The organism is Stutzerimonas kunmingensis, assembly GCF_032106285.1.
Classification (GTDB): Bacteria; Pseudomonadota; Gammaproteobacteria; order Pseudomonadales; family Pseudomonadaceae; genus Stutzerimonas; species Stutzerimonas kunmingensis_B.
Genome location: NZ_DAMCPO010000019.1, coordinates 24,814 through 40,509 on the forward strand (window position 1 = coordinate 24,814; position 15,696 = coordinate 40,509).

General features: G+C 61.9%; 17 protein-coding genes and 1 pseudogene. 12 read left to right on the top strand and 6 right to left on the bottom strand.

Annotated elements, in window-relative coordinates; genetic code table 11:
* Positions 1 to 206: 206 nt before the first annotated feature.
* The 4 genes and pseudogenes from RT582_RS15425 to RT582_RS15440 all read left to right on the top strand — a co-directional run bounded on the left by RT582_RS15425 (position 207) and on the right by RT582_RS15440 (position 4,901).
* A pseudogene (locus RT582_RS15425) lies at positions 207 to 1,503 on the top strand (OprD family porin).
* Between the two features lie 162 nt (positions 1,504 to 1,665).
* Positions 1,666 to 3,381, top strand: a complete 1,716-nt coding sequence (locus RT582_RS15430; RefSeq protein WP_090521360.1) for a proline--tRNA ligase — start codon at positions 1,666 to 1,668, stop codon at positions 3,379 to 3,381.
* Positions 3,382 to 3,390: 9 nt separating this feature from the next.
* Positions 3,391 to 4,323 carry a hypothetical protein gene (locus tag RT582_RS15435; protein WP_090521363.1) on the top strand — a complete coding sequence of 311 codons (933 nt, stop codon included), beginning with the start codon at positions 3,391 to 3,393 and terminating at the stop codon, positions 4,321 to 4,323.
* 5 nt (positions 4,324 to 4,328) lie between these two features.
* Positions 4,329 to 4,901, top strand: a complete 573-nt coding sequence (locus RT582_RS15440) for a lytic transglycosylase domain-containing protein (RefSeq protein ID WP_044314469.1) — start codon at positions 4,329 to 4,331, stop codon at positions 4,899 to 4,901.
* Positions 4,902 to 4,914: 13 nt separating this feature from the next.
* Here RT582_RS15440 and RT582_RS15445 read toward each other — a convergent pair whose 3' ends face one another.
* Positions 4,915 to 5,373: a TlpA family protein disulfide reductase gene (locus RT582_RS15445; protein ID WP_023446271.1), complete on the bottom strand. Its 459-nt coding sequence runs from the start codon at positions 5,371 to 5,373 to the stop codon at positions 4,915 to 4,917.
* Between the two features lie 225 nt (positions 5,374 to 5,598).
* On the opposite strand from RT582_RS15445, the gene RT582_RS15450 reads away from it, so the two are divergent.
* Positions 5,599 to 5,991 carry a hypothetical protein gene (locus RT582_RS15450; RefSeq protein WP_003299046.1) on the top strand — a complete coding sequence of 131 codons (393 nt, stop codon included), beginning with the start codon at positions 5,599 to 5,601 and terminating at the stop codon, positions 5,989 to 5,991.
* Between the two features lies 1 nt (position 5,992).
* Here the strand turns inward: RT582_RS15450 and RT582_RS15455 are convergent, their stop codons facing one another.
* Complete coding sequence (locus tag RT582_RS15455; protein ID WP_014821052.1) at positions 5,993 to 6,190, bottom strand: hypothetical protein; 198 nt, start codon at positions 6,188 to 6,190, stop codon at positions 5,993 to 5,995.
* A gap of 138 nt (positions 6,191 to 6,328) precedes the next feature.
* Complete coding sequence (locus tag RT582_RS15460; protein WP_014821053.1) at positions 6,329 to 7,561, bottom strand: virulence factor BrkB family protein; 1,233 nt, start codon at positions 7,559 to 7,561, stop codon at positions 6,329 to 6,331.
* Between the two features lie 165 nt (positions 7,562 to 7,726).
* On the opposite strand from RT582_RS15460, the gene arsC reads away from it, so the two are divergent.
* From arsC to RT582_RS15475, 3 genes are read left to right on the top strand one after another with little or no spacing between them, the layout of a single operon-like run.
* On the top strand, positions 7,727 to 8,080 hold the full coding sequence (gene arsC, locus RT582_RS15465; protein WP_044314470.1) for an arsenate reductase (glutaredoxin): 354 nt from the start codon (positions 7,727 to 7,729) through the stop codon (positions 8,078 to 8,080).
* Positions 8,077 to 8,682 (top strand): NAD(P)H:quinone oxidoreductase, encoded by a 606-nt coding sequence (gene wrbA / locus RT582_RS15470; protein WP_023446272.1) that lies wholly within the window; start codon positions 8,077 to 8,079, stop codon positions 8,680 to 8,682. The genes arsC and wrbA overlap by 4 nt, the downstream gene beginning before the upstream one ends.
* A complete protein-coding gene (locus tag RT582_RS15475; protein ID WP_042926446.1) occupies positions 8,675 to 9,085 on the top strand; it encodes a DUF2069 domain-containing protein in 411 nt (136 codons plus the stop codon). The genes wrbA and RT582_RS15475 overlap by 8 nt, the downstream gene beginning before the upstream one ends.
* Before the next feature lie 137 nt (positions 9,086 to 9,222).
* On the opposite strand, the gene hda is transcribed toward RT582_RS15475, so the two are convergent.
* Genes hda through RT582_RS15490 form a run of 3 tightly spaced genes read right to left on the bottom strand, consistent with a single transcriptional unit; the run spans position 9,223 to position 12,126 of the window.
* Positions 9,223 to 9,927 carry a DnaA regulatory inactivator Hda gene (hda, locus tag RT582_RS15480; RefSeq protein ID WP_041014626.1) on the bottom strand — a complete coding sequence of 235 codons (705 nt, stop codon included), beginning with the start codon at positions 9,925 to 9,927 and terminating at the stop codon, positions 9,223 to 9,225.
* Positions 9,924 to 11,015 carry an AI-2E family transporter gene (locus RT582_RS15485; RefSeq protein ID WP_041014627.1) on the bottom strand — a complete coding sequence of 364 codons (1,092 nt, stop codon included), beginning with the start codon at positions 11,013 to 11,015 and terminating at the stop codon, positions 9,924 to 9,926. The genes hda and RT582_RS15485 overlap by 4 nt, the downstream gene beginning before the upstream one ends.
* Positions 11,016 to 11,067: 52 nt before the next feature.
* Positions 11,068 to 12,126: a DUF2066 domain-containing protein gene (locus tag RT582_RS15490; protein ID WP_041014628.1), complete on the bottom strand. Its 1,059-nt coding sequence runs from the start codon at positions 12,124 to 12,126 to the stop codon at positions 11,068 to 11,070.
* A gap of 380 nt (positions 12,127 to 12,506) precedes the next feature.
* Here RT582_RS15490 and purM point away from each other — a divergent pair, with 380 nt between their 5' ends.
* Genes purM through RT582_RS15510 form a run of 4 tightly spaced genes read left to right on the top strand, consistent with a single transcriptional unit; the run spans position 12,507 to position 15,651 of the window.
* Entirely contained in the window at positions 12,507 to 13,565 is a 1,059-nt protein-coding gene (gene purM / locus RT582_RS15495) for a phosphoribosylformylglycinamidine cyclo-ligase (RefSeq protein WP_041014629.1), read from the top strand.
* Positions 13,565 to 14,212 (top strand): phosphoribosylglycinamide formyltransferase, encoded by a 648-nt coding sequence (gene purN, locus RT582_RS15500; protein ID WP_041014630.1) that lies wholly within the window; start codon positions 13,565 to 13,567, stop codon positions 14,210 to 14,212. Before purM ends, purN begins: the two co-directional genes overlap by 1 nt.
* Positions 14,213 to 14,220: 8 nt before the next feature.
* On the top strand, positions 14,221 to 14,931 hold the full coding sequence (locus tag RT582_RS15505; RefSeq protein WP_023446278.1) for a DUF3108 domain-containing protein: 711 nt from the start codon (positions 14,221 to 14,223) through the stop codon (positions 14,929 to 14,931).
* 54 nt (positions 14,932 to 14,985) lie between these two features.
* A complete protein-coding gene (locus tag RT582_RS15510) occupies positions 14,986 to 15,651 on the top strand; it encodes a COG3650 family protein (protein ID WP_041014631.1) in 666 nt (221 codons plus the stop codon).
* Positions 15,652 to 15,696 lie beyond the last annotated feature (45 nt).

The window sequence follows — 15,696 nt, forward strand, 5'->3', positions numbered from 1 at the left end:
ACGCTAGGGGCGGCTTCAAAACACCGCAATCAGCGTCACACAGCTTGCTCTAGCGCTGCACTAGAGCCAAACAGTACATTCTCTGGATGGCTTTTCGCGAGAGCAGCCAAAATTGGCTAAAGCCTGATGCGGGACTAAGAAGTTGCACCCTTTCCGCCCACGCGCGGCAAGGTAAGCACCGTTTTTAAACCAAAGGAGCAATCACAATGAAAGTGATGAAGTGGAGCGTAATCGCCCTGGCCGTATCGGCGGGCACCTCCCAGATGGCGTTGGCCAGCCAGCAGTCGGAGTCCAAGGGATTCGTCGAAGATGCGAGCCTAGATCTGTTGCTGCGCAACACTTACTACAACCGTGATTACAAGGATGGTGCCGACGACGTACGGAGCTGGGGCCAGGGCTTTATCACTACCTTCGAGTCCGGCTTCACCCAAGGCACCATCGGAGTAGGCGTCGACGCCTATGGCCTACTGGGTGTTCGCCTTGATGGCGGCCAGGGCTATAGCTATACCGCCATGTTCGAGCGCGACTCCAACAACGAGCCGGAGCGCGACCTTTCCCAGGCAGGCGCAGCTATCAAAGCCCAGTTCTCCAACACCGTGATCAAGTACGGCAACCAGATGCCGATGATGCCGGTACTCGCCTACGATGACTCGCGCCTGCTGCCAGAGTCGTTTACTGGCACCTTGATCACCAGCAATGAGATCGAAGGCCTCGAGCTGAATGCTGGTCGTTTCACCGCAGATAGCTCCATGCCTTCCTCCAGCCGTGACGACGTGGGCCTGAAGAGCATTGATGTCGTCGGCGGCACCTATGCCTTCAACGAGAACCTGAGCGCGTCGCTTTATTACGCTGACAACGAAGATGTTGCCAAGAAGAAGTACGCTAACGTCAATTACGTTATGCCCTTTAGTGACGACCAGTCGCTGAGCTTTGACTTCAATATCTACCGTTCCGATTATGACAAGGACTATGTCCAAGCTGCGGACACCACTTTCAACAACGACGGTTCGGTTGATGAGCTTGGCGCACGCGAGTCACACGACAACACCATTTGGAGCCTTGCAGCCAAGTATTCTGTCGGTGCGCATGCGTTTATCCTCGCTCACCAGCGCGTTAGTGGTGACCGCGGTTACGACTACGACATCGGCGACGGCGGCAGCTCCATTTTGGGTAGCTAACTCCTACTACTCCGACTTCAACTCCAAGGACGAGCGTTCCTGGCAGGCGAGCTATGAGCTGGACTTCGGCGGTTACGGCGTTCCCGGCCTGTTCTGGAAAACCGCCTATGTCTACGGCGACAACGTAGACACCGGCACTGGCGAAGGTAAGGAACGCGAGTTCTTCAACCAGGTCCAGTACGTCGTACAGAGCGGCCCGGCAAAAGATCTGTCGCTGAAGCTGCGCAACTCGATCTACCGTTCCAACAGCGACATGCGTGAGTACTACAGCCCGGACCTGAACGAGATCCGTGCATTCATCGAATACCCGCTGAGCATCCTGTAACCCAGGCGCTCGGACCATTCGATGCAAACGGAGGCCGGCGAAAGCCGGGCTCTTTCGTTTCGCCGCACATCCAGCGCGGCGCCCCGTCCTGTACGCCGCAATGCGCGCGCCGTACAATGCCGAGCCAAATTCCAGCCTCTTCTGCAAGGACACAACGGCCACATGCGCACCAGTCAGTTCCTGCTCTCGACCCTCAAAGAAACCCCATCCGATGCAGTGGTCATCAGTCACCAACTCATGCTGCGTGCCGGGATGATTCGCAAGCTGGCGTCCGGTCTCTACACCTGGATGCCGATGGGGCTGCGTGCGCTGCGAAAGGCCGAGGCCATCGTTCGCGAGGAAATGAACAAGGCAGGCGCCCTGGAAGTACTGATGCCGGCCATTCAGCCAGCCGAGCTCTGGCAGGAGTCCGGCCGCTGGGAGCAGTACGGCCCGGAGCTGCTGCGTCTGAAGGACCGCCACAATCGCGAATTCTGTGTCGGCCCGACCCACGAAGAGGTCATCACTGACCTGGCACGCAACGAGCTTCACAGCTACAAGCAGCTGCCGATCAACTTCTATCAGATCCAGACCAAGTTCCGCGACGAAATCCGTCCGCGCTTCGGCCTCATGCGCGGCCGCGAGTTCCTGATGAAGGACGCCTACTCCTTCCACCTGTCCCAGGAATCGCTGCAGGAAACCTACGACCGCATGCACGAGGCGTACTGCAATGTCTTCACTCGCCTCGGGCTCGACTTCCGTCCGGTGCAAGCCGACACCGGCTCCATCGGCGGAACCGGCTCGCACGAGTTCCACGTACTGGCCGAGTCTGGCGAAGACGACATCGCGTTCAGCGACACCTCCGACTACGCCGCCAACATCGAGAAGGCCGAAGCCATTCCGCGCGAAACCGATCGTGCGGCACCAAGCGAAGAAATGCGCCTGGTAGACACACCGAATGCCAAGACGATCATCGAACTCGTCGAGCAGTTCGGCCTCGCCATCGAGAAAACGGTAAAAACGCTGGTCGTTCATGGCGTCGAAGAAGGCCAACTGATCGCCCTCATCGTACGCGGCGACCACGAACTCAACGAGATCAAGGCCGCCAACCTGGAGCAGGTTGCCAGCCCGCTGGTATTCGCCTCGGAAGCGGAAATCCGTACTGCCATTGGCGCGGGTCCCGGCTCGCTGGGCCCACTGAACCTGACGATTCCCTGTGTGATCGACCGTTCTGTCGCGCTGATGAACGATTTTGGTGCCGGCGCCAACGTCGACGACAAGCACTACTTCGGCCTGAACTGGGAGCGGGACCTGCCGCTACCGCAGATCGCCGATCTGCGTAATGTGGTTGCGGGTGATCCGAGCCCGGACGGACAGGGGAATCTGGTAATCAAACGCGGTATCGAGGTCGGCCATATCTTCCAGCTGGGCACCAAGTACAGCGAGGCTATGAATTGCCGGGTGATGGGTGAGAACGGCAAACCGGCCACTCTGATCATGGGCTGCTACGGCATCGGCGTATCCCGCGTGGTTGCCGCGGCGATCGAGCAGAACTACGACGACCGCGGCATTCTCTGGCCAGACGCGCTCGCGCCTTTCCAGATCGCCCTGGTACCGATGAAGTACGAAAATGAAGCGGTTCGTGAGGCTACCGACCGACTCTACGCCGAACTCACCGCAGCAGGTTACGAAGTGCTGCTCGACGATCGTGACAAAAAGACCAGCCCCGGCGTCAAATTCGCCGACATGGAACTGATCGGCATCCCGCACCGTATTGTCATCAGTGATCGCGGGCTGGCCGATGGCACCCTGGAATACAAGCACCGCCGCGACGCGCAGCCTCAGCCAGTCGCGACTGCTGACATCCTGTCCTTCATCAACTCGCGTGCTCATCGCTGATCGGAAATCATGCTCAACCGACGTATTGTCGTTTCAACCAGCGCCGCGCTTTGCGCGGCGCTGCTCCTTGGCGGCTGCGCCAATCACTTGCCGCAGCGCAGCGAGCACGAGGCGCGTGTCGAGCGCAAACTGCTCGACCACAGCCTGCGCATCGAACTCGGTGAACCCCAGGTGCTCGAACTGCCGCAGCGGCGTATCCGCGTGCAAGAGCAGATGACATTCGAAGTCACCGATTTCGAAGTAACCCGCCGTTACGATCGCTATACGCCTTACCAGCCCTGGCGAGAGCTGTACGAGATTCCGCTGGGCGTCGTCGCAGTGGTCGCCGGCGTAGGCGCAAACGTGCTCAACGTGGTGATGCTCGGCAACATGCCAGAGAGCGCGACTCGCGACTGGATCAGCTACGGCTTCGCCGGCATCAACCCGTTCATGAACGCCGAGTCCAATGGCCGCTCGCAGCAGAACCTGGCCAGCCTCGACGAGCAACGCCGGGATGCGCGGCTCGAGTACACCAGCCTGCCTTGGGCGGGGCGTCCGGTGCTTGTCAGCGCCGGTCCGCACACTCACGAGCTGTCGACCGATCGTCACGGCGTCTTGCGCCTGAATCTTCTCGACGGGCCGTTCGCTGATCAGGACGTCACGCAGATCGGCAAGTTGCAGCTGTCGGTTGAGGATGAACAGGATGGCACCCGGGCAGAGGCCACGCTGCTTGTAAGCCACAAGCTGCGCGGCAAGCTGCAAGAAGCTCACGACCTGATCTTCGATGACCTGGAAGGCGACGACGTCGCGCAATGGGTGCATCGCGTCCGGCGCCTGTCCGAACTTGGTCTGGAAGAAGAAGCCAGCGAACTGGAGCAGAGCCTGATAGAGCTGACGCGCAACGACCCCGAGCTGCAACAGCACTTTCTGCAAAGTCTGATCGAAGGCAGCAACGGAAACTGAAACCGATGAAGACGCCTGCTCTTCTTCTCGCATTGCTGCTGGTGAGCGCCCTGCCGGCAGCAGCCAATATCCGTCAAGCGCCCGAACCCGAACTCCGCGACCTCATGCAGAGGACAGTCGCTGAGGCGGACAGCTTTCAGGATCGCTTCGATGCAGAGGTCTGGCTGGTCGACATGTCCGGCCGACTCAAGCGCTACATCCCCGATGCCGAAGAGCGGCTGTCGCTGCTCCGACTGGTGCATCGCGAGGCGAGCAAGGCGGGCCTGAAGCCGGAACTGGTGCTGGCGCTGATCCATGCCGAAAGCCTATTCGACCGATTTGCAATCTCCAGCGTTGGCGCGCAGGGCATGATGCAGGTGATGCCATTCTGGAAAGCGGAACTGGGTCGACCACAAGACAACCTCACCGACAACGCCACCAATCTTCGCTATGGCTGCACCATCCTCAGCTATTACCTGAACAAGGAAAATGGCGACATCAACCGGGCGCTCGCGCGCTACAACGGCAGCCTCGGGCAGAATCGCTATCCGGTCAAGGTGATCGGCTTCTGGCAGGATTTCTGGTACGTCAAACCCTGAGTCACCAGGCGGGCTACTCGCCCTTCAGCCGCGCCAGATGCACAAGGATGCCCTCGGCAGTCTGTTCGCCAACCAGGCGCTCGCGCACCTTCCCCTGGTCGTCAACCAGATAGGTCACCGGCAGCACCTCGCTACGCGGCAATTGCAGACGCTCGGCGGGATCATCACTGAGCACACGGAAGTCGATACCCAGCGCCTTGGCGGCCTGAGCGAGCTCTTCGCCGCGCAACTCGTCGAAATTCACACCCAACACTGCCAGTCCCTGCTCGGTTTCGGCCAAGGCGTTCAGCTCCGGAATCTCGGTGCGGCAGGGACCGCACCATTCGGCCCAGTAATTGATCAGCAGCCACTGCCCCTGCAGCTGTGCCGCAGTCACTTCACGCCCGTGCTGGTCGATCCCCCAATCCTTTTCGCAGGCAGACAGGAACAGGCAGCTCAGCAGGAGCAGCAACGAGGCGATCGGTTTGGTCATGGTGCTCATTCCTTAACGTATACGGCCGAGGATACCGCTGCGTTGCAGTCAAGGCACGCCTGGGACGACCCGATCCTGACGCAGACCGTGGCGGCGCCAAGTAACCGTCGCGCTTTTCGCCGTTATGCGAGTCCGATCACGCGCGGCGGCGCTCAAGTGCACAGTTTTGTCGGACCTGCACTGCCTATAATTCCGCACCCACCACCGTATGCCAGTAGCGAAGCCATGTCCCAACTCCACGACAAACTGATCGGCACCGTACCCTCACGCATCGTCGAGCAAGCCGCCATCGCCCTCACTACCTATGACGGGCGCGTAGCTGAATTCAATGTCGCCAGCTGGTTGCAGCTGCAGGGACACGCAGGGCTCATGGTGTCTCTCGTCGCCAAATATCGCGATGGACAGCAGCAGCGAGAAGCGATCATTGATCACGGACGCACCGATGGCGCAGGCAAGATTCTGCTGTCCGGCGTCGCGCGGCTACCGGTCCGACACAAGATCGAGGAGCTGCAGATTCACCTGCGTCCTGCCGCCACGGTAGCTGCAATCACCGTCGAAGAGCTGTTCGCTCACCCGGTCGAGCCCGTAGCCGCCGAAATGAAAGCCGTCCAGGCCTGATTCAGCCGCTGACCTTTTTCGGCTCCAACTGCTTGCTTGCCAAAGCGGCGTGCGGCGCGTCGGTTGGAGCATCATCCCTGACGACCAGCGATTCCGGCCATTGCCTAAAGCGAAGACCGGTAAGGCGGTTCAATGCCTCGAGCGCCGCGTCTGGCGCCCTCTGGTGCAAATACAGAATGGTGCTGCGCTTGCCGTCCATTACGTCTTCCCCTCAACTACTCCGAGCCATAGCCAGAAGCGTGCCATCACCTCGAAAACGCCGTCATGGCCTGTACGTACGCATCTGATCGCTCGAACAACCTGCCACCGAGCGCAGCGCCTCCACGTAAACACTCCCTTACTGACGATTTTTGTCACCGCCCGATTGCAACCAGTCGGCCAGGCTGCCACTGAACAGGCTGGCCTGTTCCTGCTGCAGTAGCTCCAGTGACTGGCGCAAAGTCGGATACCAGGGTTCGTTCAGCTGCTCGGGCAACGTTACGCGCGCTGACAGTGGCCACGGGTTGCAGCGCAATAGTTTATCCAGACTGTAGTGATTCAGATCTCGACAAAGCACCCAGCCCCCGGAACCCGTCCGACAGACCAGCTGTTCCTGTTCGAAGAAGCCGAGTATGTCGTCCCACTCATCCTCGGGAAGGCGCAGGCCGGCCCTGTGCAGATCACGCAGGCGCAGCTCCCGCCCCTCCTGCTGACGCTGGTGCAGGTTGCGCAGCAGCATCAGCATGACCAGCAGGCGTGGCAGCGGCCGACGGCGCCATTGCTGCGACGACGACAGGCCGCAGACCAGCTCGGCGCCGAACAGCACGATCATCCAGGACAGATAGACCCATAACAGAAACAGCGGGACAGCCGCGAAAGCGCCGTAGATCAGCTGATAGCTCGGGAAATAGCTGACGTACAGGCCGAACAGTTGCTTGGCCGCCTCGAACAACACTGCGGTGAATACACCGCCCACCAACGCATGCCGTAACGGGACACGGGTATTGGGCACCGCGGCGTAGATCAGAGTGAAGGCCGCCACGCTGAGCAGCAATGGCATGACCTTGATCAGCGTGCCGACGCCAATGAGCGCGTACGGCCCCGAGATCAGCGAAAGCGAGGCGATGTAGGTACTGGTGGCAAACCCTGCGCCGAGCAGCAGCGGCCCGAGGCTGAGAATCGCCCAATACAGCAGAAAACTGGACACCCCCCGTCGTGGCTGTCGTACGCGCCAAATGGTATTGAAGGCCTTCTCGATGGTCAGCAGCATCATCAACGCGGTAGCCATGAGAAACCCGACCCCGAACCAGGTGAGTTGCCGCGCCTGGCTGGTGAACGCGAGCAGATATTCCTGGATGGTCGCGCCGGTGGACGGGATGAAATTGTTGAATATGTAGAACTGGATCTGCTCGCCAACACCTTTGAAAGCGGGAATCGCCGACAGCATGGCGAACGTGACGGTCATCATCGGCACCACGGCGAACAGGGTGGTGTAGGTCAAGGCCGCCGCGCTATGCGGACCTTGATCGGACAAAAAGCGCCGAACCAGGAAGCGACCGAACTCGAGGGCATTGTCGATGCGCTGATGCATCCCTTCTCCTTGTTACAGCTGCCTGGAGCCGTTGGCTCGACAGTGCTCATCGTCAAAAGACCCGGACAGACCGACAGCCCGCCCGGATCACACGCGCTGCACATTTCGGCGAGCGCCACGTTGGGGGTTAGAATGGCCACCTCATCCGGCGAGACGCAACCACAAATGACCGAACTCACGCTGTATCACAACCCTCGCTGCTCCAAATCGCGCGGTGCCCTGGAGCTGCTTGAAGCCCGCGGTCTGACGCCCGAAATCGTGCGCTACCTGGAAACGCCCCCCACCGCAGCCCAACTCTGTGCTCTGCTGGACAAGCTGGGGCTCACCGCCCGGCAACTGCTGCGTACAGGCGAAGAAGAGTACAAAAGCCTCGACCTGGCCAATCCTAAACTCAGCGAAGCAGAACTGATCGACGCCATGATCGAGCACCCTCGCCTGATCGAACGCCCGATCCTGGTCGCGGGCAATAAGGCGATCATCGGCCGCCCGCCGGAAAAAGTGCTGGAGATCTTGCCGTGAGCACGCCCTACATTCTGGTGCTGTACTACAGCCGCCACGGCGCTACAGCCGAAATGGCCAGACAAATTGCTCGCGGCGTGGAAATGGCCGGGTTGGAAGCGCGTCTGCGCACCGTACCTGCCGTGTCCACCGAGTGCGAAGCGGTCGCGCCCACCATTCCCGACGCCGGTGCACTGTATGCGACCCTCGAAGACCTGAAGAATTGCGCCGGCCTTGCGCTAGGTAGCCCCACTCGCTTCGGCAATATGGCGGCCCCCCTGAAATACTTCCTCGACGGCACCAGCGGCCTGTGGCTGACCGGCGAGTTGGTCGGCAAGCCAGCCGGCGTGTTCACCTCAACCTCCAGCTTGCACGGCGGACAGGAAAGCACGCTGCTGTCGATGCTGCTGCCGCTGCTGCACCACGGAATGCTGGTGCTCGGCCTGCCTTACAGCGAGAACGGGCTGCTGGAAACCCGCGGTGGTGGCACGCCTTACGGCCCTAGTCACCATGCCGGTGCGGACGGCAAGCGTTTGCTCGACGAACATGAAATCGCCCTCTGTCGCGCCCTCGGACAGCGCCTGGCACACACGGCACAGCGGCTGGAGATGTCCCTTGGCTAAGAAGCGTAAACCGCTGCCATCACTGGAGTGGCTGACCCCGCGGGTCAAATCCAGCCGAGCGATAAGCCTTGCCAGCTTCATCGGCCTCGCAGTGCTACTGGTCGTCTGGAACCTGGCCTTTGCCGACTTGCACGGAGCCAGAACCTGGGTTGTCGTCAGCATCCAGCTCATTCCACTATTGCTGGTTGCACCAGGGATGATCGCTGGCAGCCCGAGGGCGCACGCCTGGCTCTGCTTTATCGTCAACCTGTACTTCATTCAGGGCGTGCTCGCGGCGATCGACCCGGCGCGGATGATCTACGGCCTGCTGGAGGCCGGACTGAGCCTGACATTGTTCGTCGCGGCGCTGCTCTACACCCGCTGGAGCTATCAGTACGAACGCAAGGCCGCGGGCGAGGCGTGAGGGCAGCTGATCACGGCGAAAACTGCTTCAATGTTTTCGCCGACGTCGCCTAGTGGCCTGTGCGGTGAGTTGTTGAGGCAAGTTCGGATGAGCGTGGCTGCGAGACAAGGCGCTGAACTTACCAAGCAGGCCACAAGCTACCAGCCGAGCGTTTCCTTGAGGAAAGGGATGGTCAGTTTGCGTTGCGCCTGCAGCGAGGCCTGATCCAGCTGATCGAGCAACTCGAACAGCGCGTTCATGCTGCGTGCGCCTCGGGTCAGGATGAAGCGACCAACGTCATCCGGCAGATTCAGCCCACGACGCGAGGCTCGCAGCTGCAGGGCGCGTAGCTTGTCCTCGTCGGACAGCTGTTGCAGCTGGAAAACCAGCGCCAGACTCAAACGAGATTTGAGGTCGGGCAGCGCGATCGACAACTCGCGCGGCGAGGCGTCCGCAGCCAGCAATAACCGTCGGCCGGCGTCACGCAGGCGGTTGAACAGATGGAACAACGCCTCCTCCCATACCGCGTCCCCGGCCACCGCATCGAGATCGTCCAGGCAGACCAGCTCGCTCTGCTCGAGGTTGTCGAGCAAGGCCGGACCATATTCGGCCACTTCCGCCAACGGCAGATAGACAGCCAACTCTCCGCGCTCCTCCACCCGCAGGCAAGCAGCTTGCAGCAGATGACTACGACCGACACCGGCCTGCCCCCAGAGATAGATCAACTCATCGGACCAGCCCGCAGCAGGCGAACACAGCCGCTCGACATAGCCGAGTGCGGCTGCATTGGCGCCAGGGTAGAAGTTGGCGAAGGTGGCGTCGTCGCGCAGACGGACGCCCAGGGGGAGCTGGATGGGTTTCATGGCTGGCTGGGTGGTTCGGCCGGTGCACCGGCGGGCTCGGCGTAAAGGTCCGAGAGTTTATAGAGATCGTGCACGTGGCGCAGCAGAACCATGATCACCGCCGCCACCGGCAGTGCCAGCAGCACACCGGTAAAACCGAACAGCTGACCACCGGCGAGCACCGCAAAAATCACCGCCACCGGATGCAGCCCAATGCGGTCGCCGACCAGTAACGGCGTCAGCAGCATCCCCTCGAGCATCTGCCCTACCGTGAATACCGCCGCCACGCCCAGCAGCGGGTAAGGTGCCAGCCCGAACTGAAAGAGCACAGCGACCACCGCCGCACCGATGCCGACGACGAAGCCCATATAGGGCACGATGCTGGCGAGGCCGGCAAGAACGCCTATCAACAGCCCCAGTTCGAGCCCGACCAGCATGAGGCCGGACGCATAGATGATTGCCAATGCCAGCATGACCAGCAACTGGCCGCGGAGGAATGCGCCGATCACCTCATGGCACTCGCTCATCAGACGCACCACCATGCCCTCACCGCGGCGCGGCAGCAGGCTGCGCAGCTTGAGCATGATCAAATCCCAGTCACGCATCAGATAAAAGCTCACCACCGGTATGAGCAGCAGGTTGCCAATCCATGCCAGCAGGGCCAGCCCCGACGCGGTGGCTCGGCTCAACACCATGCCGAGGACGTCGGTGGTGCTGCCCAGGTGTTCAGCGAATGCGGCCTTCAGCTGATCGAGACGCCAGAAGTTGTCTTCCAGCCCGAACTGCGCCTGCACCCAGGGCAACGCCTGATGCTGCAACCAGTCCAGCGCCAGCGGCGCCAGCTGGTAGAGCTTCACCAGCTGCTTGCCTAGCATCGGCAGCAACACCAGCAACATCAGCAACATCAGCAGACTGAACAGGGCGAATACGACGATCACCCCCCAGGTACGCGACAGCCCCCAGCGCTCCAGGCGATCAACCAGCGGATCTCCGAGATAGGCCAACAGGATGCCGATGAGAAAAGGGGTGAGGATCGGCGTCAGCAGATATACCAGCCAGGCGCACAAGAGCACGCCTGCCAGCCAGAGCCAGCGGTTCGAATCGTTCATGGTCACTCTATGCCTTCCGTGCAGGACAGTCGCCGATATAGGAATTGCGTCATCACCAGCGGTAACGCATCACCGTGCCGCTCTCGGGCGACGCAGGCGCATTGTCGGGCTCGCCAACCACACCGCCCTCATCCATCGGCTGCCGTGCATCCAGCGGCGCCTCGTCTTCGGCGACTTCCTGCAAACGCGCCAGCGCCAGCTGAGCACGCAACTGCTCCGGACTGGCGTTGACGCGATAGACCAGGCGATCACTTTCCACCCGCAGCAGGTTGCCACCAAAGGGTTCGAGCAAGCGATCCAGCTCCGCGAATCTCGCGACATCGGCCCCCAGGATCTCCAGGGTGATGTCCGACGCGGCGCCTGGCGCAACCACATAGCGTGGCGCCAGGTACTCACTGACGGACAGCATTACCGCATCCGCCAGTCCCTCGAGGGTTTCCGCCTCAGCCTTGCCGTCGCGCTGCTCGTCGTCGAGCCAGACGTTCCACTGAGCCTGCCAGCGGGAATCGGCTTCTCGCGCATGGACCGCCAGCAGTACGTCGGCATCGTAGCGCTCGGACGCCTCGCCCAGCGTCTCCCGGCTGTTCGCGCCGAATGCGTCCGGTGTTGCCAGCAGCTGTTCGGACAGATCCGCCAGCGGCAGGCGCAACGGCAGGCCACGGTGCTGCGCGGCAGCACGCACTGGCGCAGCGCTGCGCTGATCGTCGCCAAGCAACTGGGTGCCCTCGACCCGCTCGTTCAGCCACCAGACCAGAAGCGTCGGCCGGTTCGCACCCCACAGCGACAAGCCGGCACTACGCAGGCTGCGCTCCGTGGTGCCTGGATCGAAGTCGACGACGATATGGTCGTGCTCGTAACCATACTTGCTGATCAGTTGCTGCGGGTCCTTGCGCAGCTCAGCGACGGCCTCGCGCTTGCTTGCCTGCGCATCGCCGGTCAGGCGCAACAGCAAGGTATCGAAAGCCCGCTGCAACGCAGCTGCGCGCTCCTCGCTCTGCTCGCCGGAAACAGGCTCACGCACCTGATACAGACCCTTGAGCTGTTCGGCCTGACCGGGCAATGACGCCCCCAGCGCAAGGCACAGAATGAGTAAGCGGTAGACAAGGCGCATGATTGATTCTCGCAGGCCGCCGGACCCCGGGGCAGGAAGTAGAGGAAACAGGACGCTACACCTTAAACAGCCGGCCCAGAGCCGGCAACCGCCTACCTCACAGATGCCCGACTCAAAATGCGGCCCGCCCGCGCCATCGCAGCTGCCGGGATGGCCGCTGCGCGGCAAGCCTGATAAAATCGCGCGCTTTCCGCAGACCGGTTCCGGCGCTTGTACGAGCCCGGCATTCAGTACCCAGGCAAACGCGACGCAGGTGGACTCAGCCCCGGCGTCAACCGGCCACTCTGGTGACAACACCAGTAGCCGGAAACGGTTAGCCCTGGCGTGGATGCAGCACCTGACCGGTCGACACCCGCACTCCTTTCACAGGTCCGGATTCTATGAGCAAGCAACCCTCCCTCAGCTACAAGGACGCTGGCGTCGATATCGATGCAGGCGAAGCGCTGGTCGAACGCATCAAAGGCGTGGCCAAGCGCACCGCACGACCTGAGGTAATGGGCGGCCTGGGCGGCTTCGGCGCCCTGTGCGAAATCCCGGCAGGCTACAAGCAGCCGGTGCTGGTCTCCGGCACCGACGGCGTCGGCACCAAGCTGCGCCTGGCACTGAACCTGAACAAGCACGACAGCATCGGCCAGGATCTGGTCGCCATGTGCGTCAACGATCTGGTGGTCTGTGGCGCCGAGCCGCTGTTCTTCCTCGACTACTACGCCACCGGCAAGCTCAACGTCGACGTGGCCGCCACCGTGGTGACCGGCATCGGTGCCGGCTGCGAACTGGCCGGCTGTTCGCTGGTAGGCGGCGAAACCGCCGAGATGCCTGGCATGTACGAGGGTGAAGACTACGACCTGGCCGGCTTCTGCGTCGGCGTAGTGGAAAAGAGCGAGATCATCGACGGCTCGAAAGTCGCAGCGGGCGACGCGCTGATCGCCCTGCCCTCCTCGGGCCCGCACTCCAACGGCTACTCACTGATTCGCAAGATCCTCGAAGTGTCCGCCACCGACATCGAGAACACCCAGCTGGACGGCAAGCCGCTGGCCGACCTGCTGATGGCGCCGACGCGCATCTACGTCAAGCCGCTGCTCAAGCTGATCAAGGACACCGGTGCGGTCAAGGCCATGGCCCACATCACCGGCGGCGGCCTGCTCGACAACATCCCACGGGTATTGCCTGACAACGCCCAGGCGATCATCGACGTCGCCAGCTGGCAGCGCCCGGCAGTGTTCGACTTCCTGCAGGAAAAAGGCAACGTCGACGAACACGAAATGCACCGCGTGCTCAACTGTGGCGTCGGCATGGTCATCTGCGTCGCCCAGGATCAGGTTGAGCCGGCCCTGGCCAATCTGCGCGCATCCGGCGAATCGCCCTGGGTGATCGGTACGATCACCACCGCGGCGCAAGATGCCGAACGAGTCCAGCTGAACAACCTGAAACAGCACTGATGACCGCAAGCTGCAATGTGGTGGTGCTGATTTCAGGGTCCGGCAGCAATCTGCAGGCGCTGATCGACAGCCAGGCCGAAGACAATCCGGCGCGTATCCGCGCCGTGATTTCCAACCGGGCCGATGCATTCGGCCTGACGCGGGCGCAAGACGCCGACATCCCCACAGCAGTGCTCGATCACAAGGCCTTCGATGGCCGTGATTCGTTCGACGCCGCACTGATGGAAGTAATCGACGAACATGCGCCGGATCTGGTGATCCTCGCCGGGTTCATGCGCATTCTCACGCCAGGCTTCGTCCGCCACTACCAGGGCCGCCTGCTGAACATCCATCCTTCGCTACTGCCCAAGTACAAGGGCCTCGATACCCATCGAAGAGCGCTGGAAGCAGGCGACAGCGAACACGGCTGCAGCGTGCATTTTGTCACCAAGGAGCTGGACGGCGGCCCGGTGGCCATCCAGGCGGCGCTGGCGGTGGAGCCTGGTGAAAACATCGAGCAGCTGACGCGGCGCGTGCATTCGGCCGAGCACCAGATCTACCCGCTGGCCATGCGCTGGTTCGCCGAAGGGCGCTTGCGCCTCGCCGAACAAGGCGCGATGCTGGACGACGTCAACCTGCCGGCCTCCGGCTATCAGATCAGAATCTAGGAGATACCATGCGTCGCGCTTTGCTGCTCGCTCTCGCCGTGCTGACCCTGCCGGTCCAAGCCCTGGAGCTCAAGCCCTTCTCCGCTAGCTACACCGCCGACTGGAAGCAGGTTCCGGTCAGTGGCACAGCTCAGCGCAGCCTCGAGCAGCTGGACGATGGCAACTGGAGGCTCGATTTCGAGGCCTCCATGCTGGTCGCCAGTCTCAACGAGCGCAGCACGTTCCGCACCGAAGGCGATACCTTCCTGCCACAGACCTATCGCCTCAAGCGCAGCGGCCTGGGCAAGGGCAAGCGTGTCGAGCACCGCTTCGACTGGGACAACAAGCAGGTCGAAGGCAGTGACCGGGGTGATCCGGTCAAGCTTCCGCTGCATCGCGGCTTGCTGGACAAATCCACCTACCAGCTGGCGCTGCAGCAGGAAGTCGCGGCCGGCAAGCAGAGCATGAGCTATCAGGTGGTGGATGGCGACGAGATCGAAACCTACGATTTCCGCGTACTGGGCGAAGACAAGGTCAGCACCAAAGCCGGCCAGGTCGATGCCATCAAGGTCGAGCGCGTGCGCGACCCAACGCAGAGCAAGCGTGAAACCATCCTCTGGTTCGCCAAGGACTGGGACTACCTGCTGGTCCGCCTGCATCAGGTCGAGACGGACGGCAAGGAATACCAGATCATGCTCGAAGAAGGCCGTGTCGGCGGCAAGACCGTCAAAGGCAACTGAGTCATCGCGGCGGGCCTTCGCGACCGCCGCCTCCCACCCGCTTCGAGTTTTCCGATGACCTCTTCACGCCCCCTGCTGATTGCACTGCTCCTGTCCCTGGCCGGTTGCCAGTCATTCTTCGCCGAGCGCCCTCCGGCCAAGGCAGCAACCGAACGCCTGCAGGGTGAAGTTCGACAAGTCGACGGCCAGCTTCAGTTGCAGAGCTGCCAGGGGCAACGGACGTTGAAACTGCTGAGCAAGGACACCGGGTTGCAGGACGACGTGCAGGTGCTGCTGACCGATGATCAGGATGCACTGTTCGCCGACCTGCGTGGCACCCTCAGTCAGGCCGAACCGGACGGTACTGGCCAACTCGCGTTGACCCGCATCTATCGCCTGCAGCGCGAAGGCCACGGCTGTGGCGAGGAGAACTTCAAGCAGATGATCCTGCGCGCCAGCGGTCATGAACCAGGCTGGATGCTGACCGTGACCACCCGCGGCATGCTGCTCGTTCGGCCGGGGCAATCACCGATCGCCCTGCCTTATCTGGAAGAGCAGCTTCCCGGTGGCCAGTTCAGTTTCACCAGCGAGGCCAACCAGCAGCGCCTTGACCTGTGGGTTGCACCGCAGCGCTGTGTCGACAGTGCCAGCGGCACGGTCAGCCACCTCACTGCAGAGCTCCGTCTGGACGGCCAGACATTGCGCGGTTGCGCCTACTACGGTGGCGCACGCGACGACTGATCTCACGAATGCGGGGCGTTCGCCGCGCTCATCCTGAAAGAACTG

Bases quoted from the DNA above. Each gene is read 5' to 3' on its own strand.
- RT582_RS15490 (WP_041014628.1), bottom strand. From the start codon at position 12,126: ATGCGCCTTGTCTACCGCTTACTCATTCTGTGCCTTGCGCTGGGGGCG.
- RT582_RS15440 (WP_044314469.1), top strand. From the start codon at position 4,329: ATGAAGACGCCTGCTCTTCTTCTCGCATTGCTGCTGGTGAGCGCCCTG.
- RT582_RS15510 (WP_041014631.1), top strand. From the start codon at position 14,986: ATGACCTCTTCACGCCCCCTGCTGATTGCACTGCTCCTGTCCCTGGCC.
- purN (WP_041014630.1), top strand. From the start codon at position 13,565: ATGACCGCAAGCTGCAATGTGGTGGTGCTGATTTCAGGGTCCGGCAGC.
- RT582_RS15445 (WP_023446271.1), bottom strand. From the start codon at position 5,373: ATGACCAAACCGATCGCCTCGTTGCTGCTCCTGCTGAGCTGCCTGTTC.
- RT582_RS15430 (WP_090521360.1), top strand. From the start codon at position 1,666: ATGCGCACCAGTCAGTTCCTGCTCTCGACCCTCAAAGAAACCCCATCC.
- arsC (WP_044314470.1), top strand. From the start codon at position 7,727: ATGACCGAACTCACGCTGTATCACAACCCTCGCTGCTCCAAATCGCGC.
- RT582_RS15505 (WP_023446278.1), top strand. From the start codon at position 14,221: ATGCGTCGCGCTTTGCTGCTCGCTCTCGCCGTGCTGACCCTGCCGGTC.
- purM (WP_041014629.1), top strand. From the start codon at position 12,507: ATGAGCAAGCAACCCTCCCTCAGCTACAAGGACGCTGGCGTCGATATC.
- RT582_RS15460 (WP_014821053.1), bottom strand. From the start codon at position 7,561: ATGCATCAGCGCATCGACAATGCCCTCGAGTTCGGTCGCTTCCTGGTT.
- RT582_RS15455 (WP_014821052.1), bottom strand. From the start codon at position 6,190: ATGGACGGCAAGCGCAGCACCATTCTGTATTTGCACCAGAGGGCGCCA.
- RT582_RS15435 (WP_090521363.1), top strand. From the start codon at position 3,391: ATGCTCAACCGACGTATTGTCGTTTCAACCAGCGCCGCGCTTTGCGCG.
- RT582_RS15485 (WP_041014627.1), bottom strand. From the start codon at position 11,015: ATGAACGATTCGAACCGCTGGCTCTGGCTGGCAGGCGTGCTCTTGTGC.
- hda (WP_041014626.1), bottom strand. From the start codon at position 9,927: ATGAAACCCATCCAGCTCCCCCTGGGCGTCCGTCTGCGCGACGACGCC.
- RT582_RS15450 (WP_003299046.1), top strand. From the start codon at position 5,599: ATGTCCCAACTCCACGACAAACTGATCGGCACCGTACCCTCACGCATC.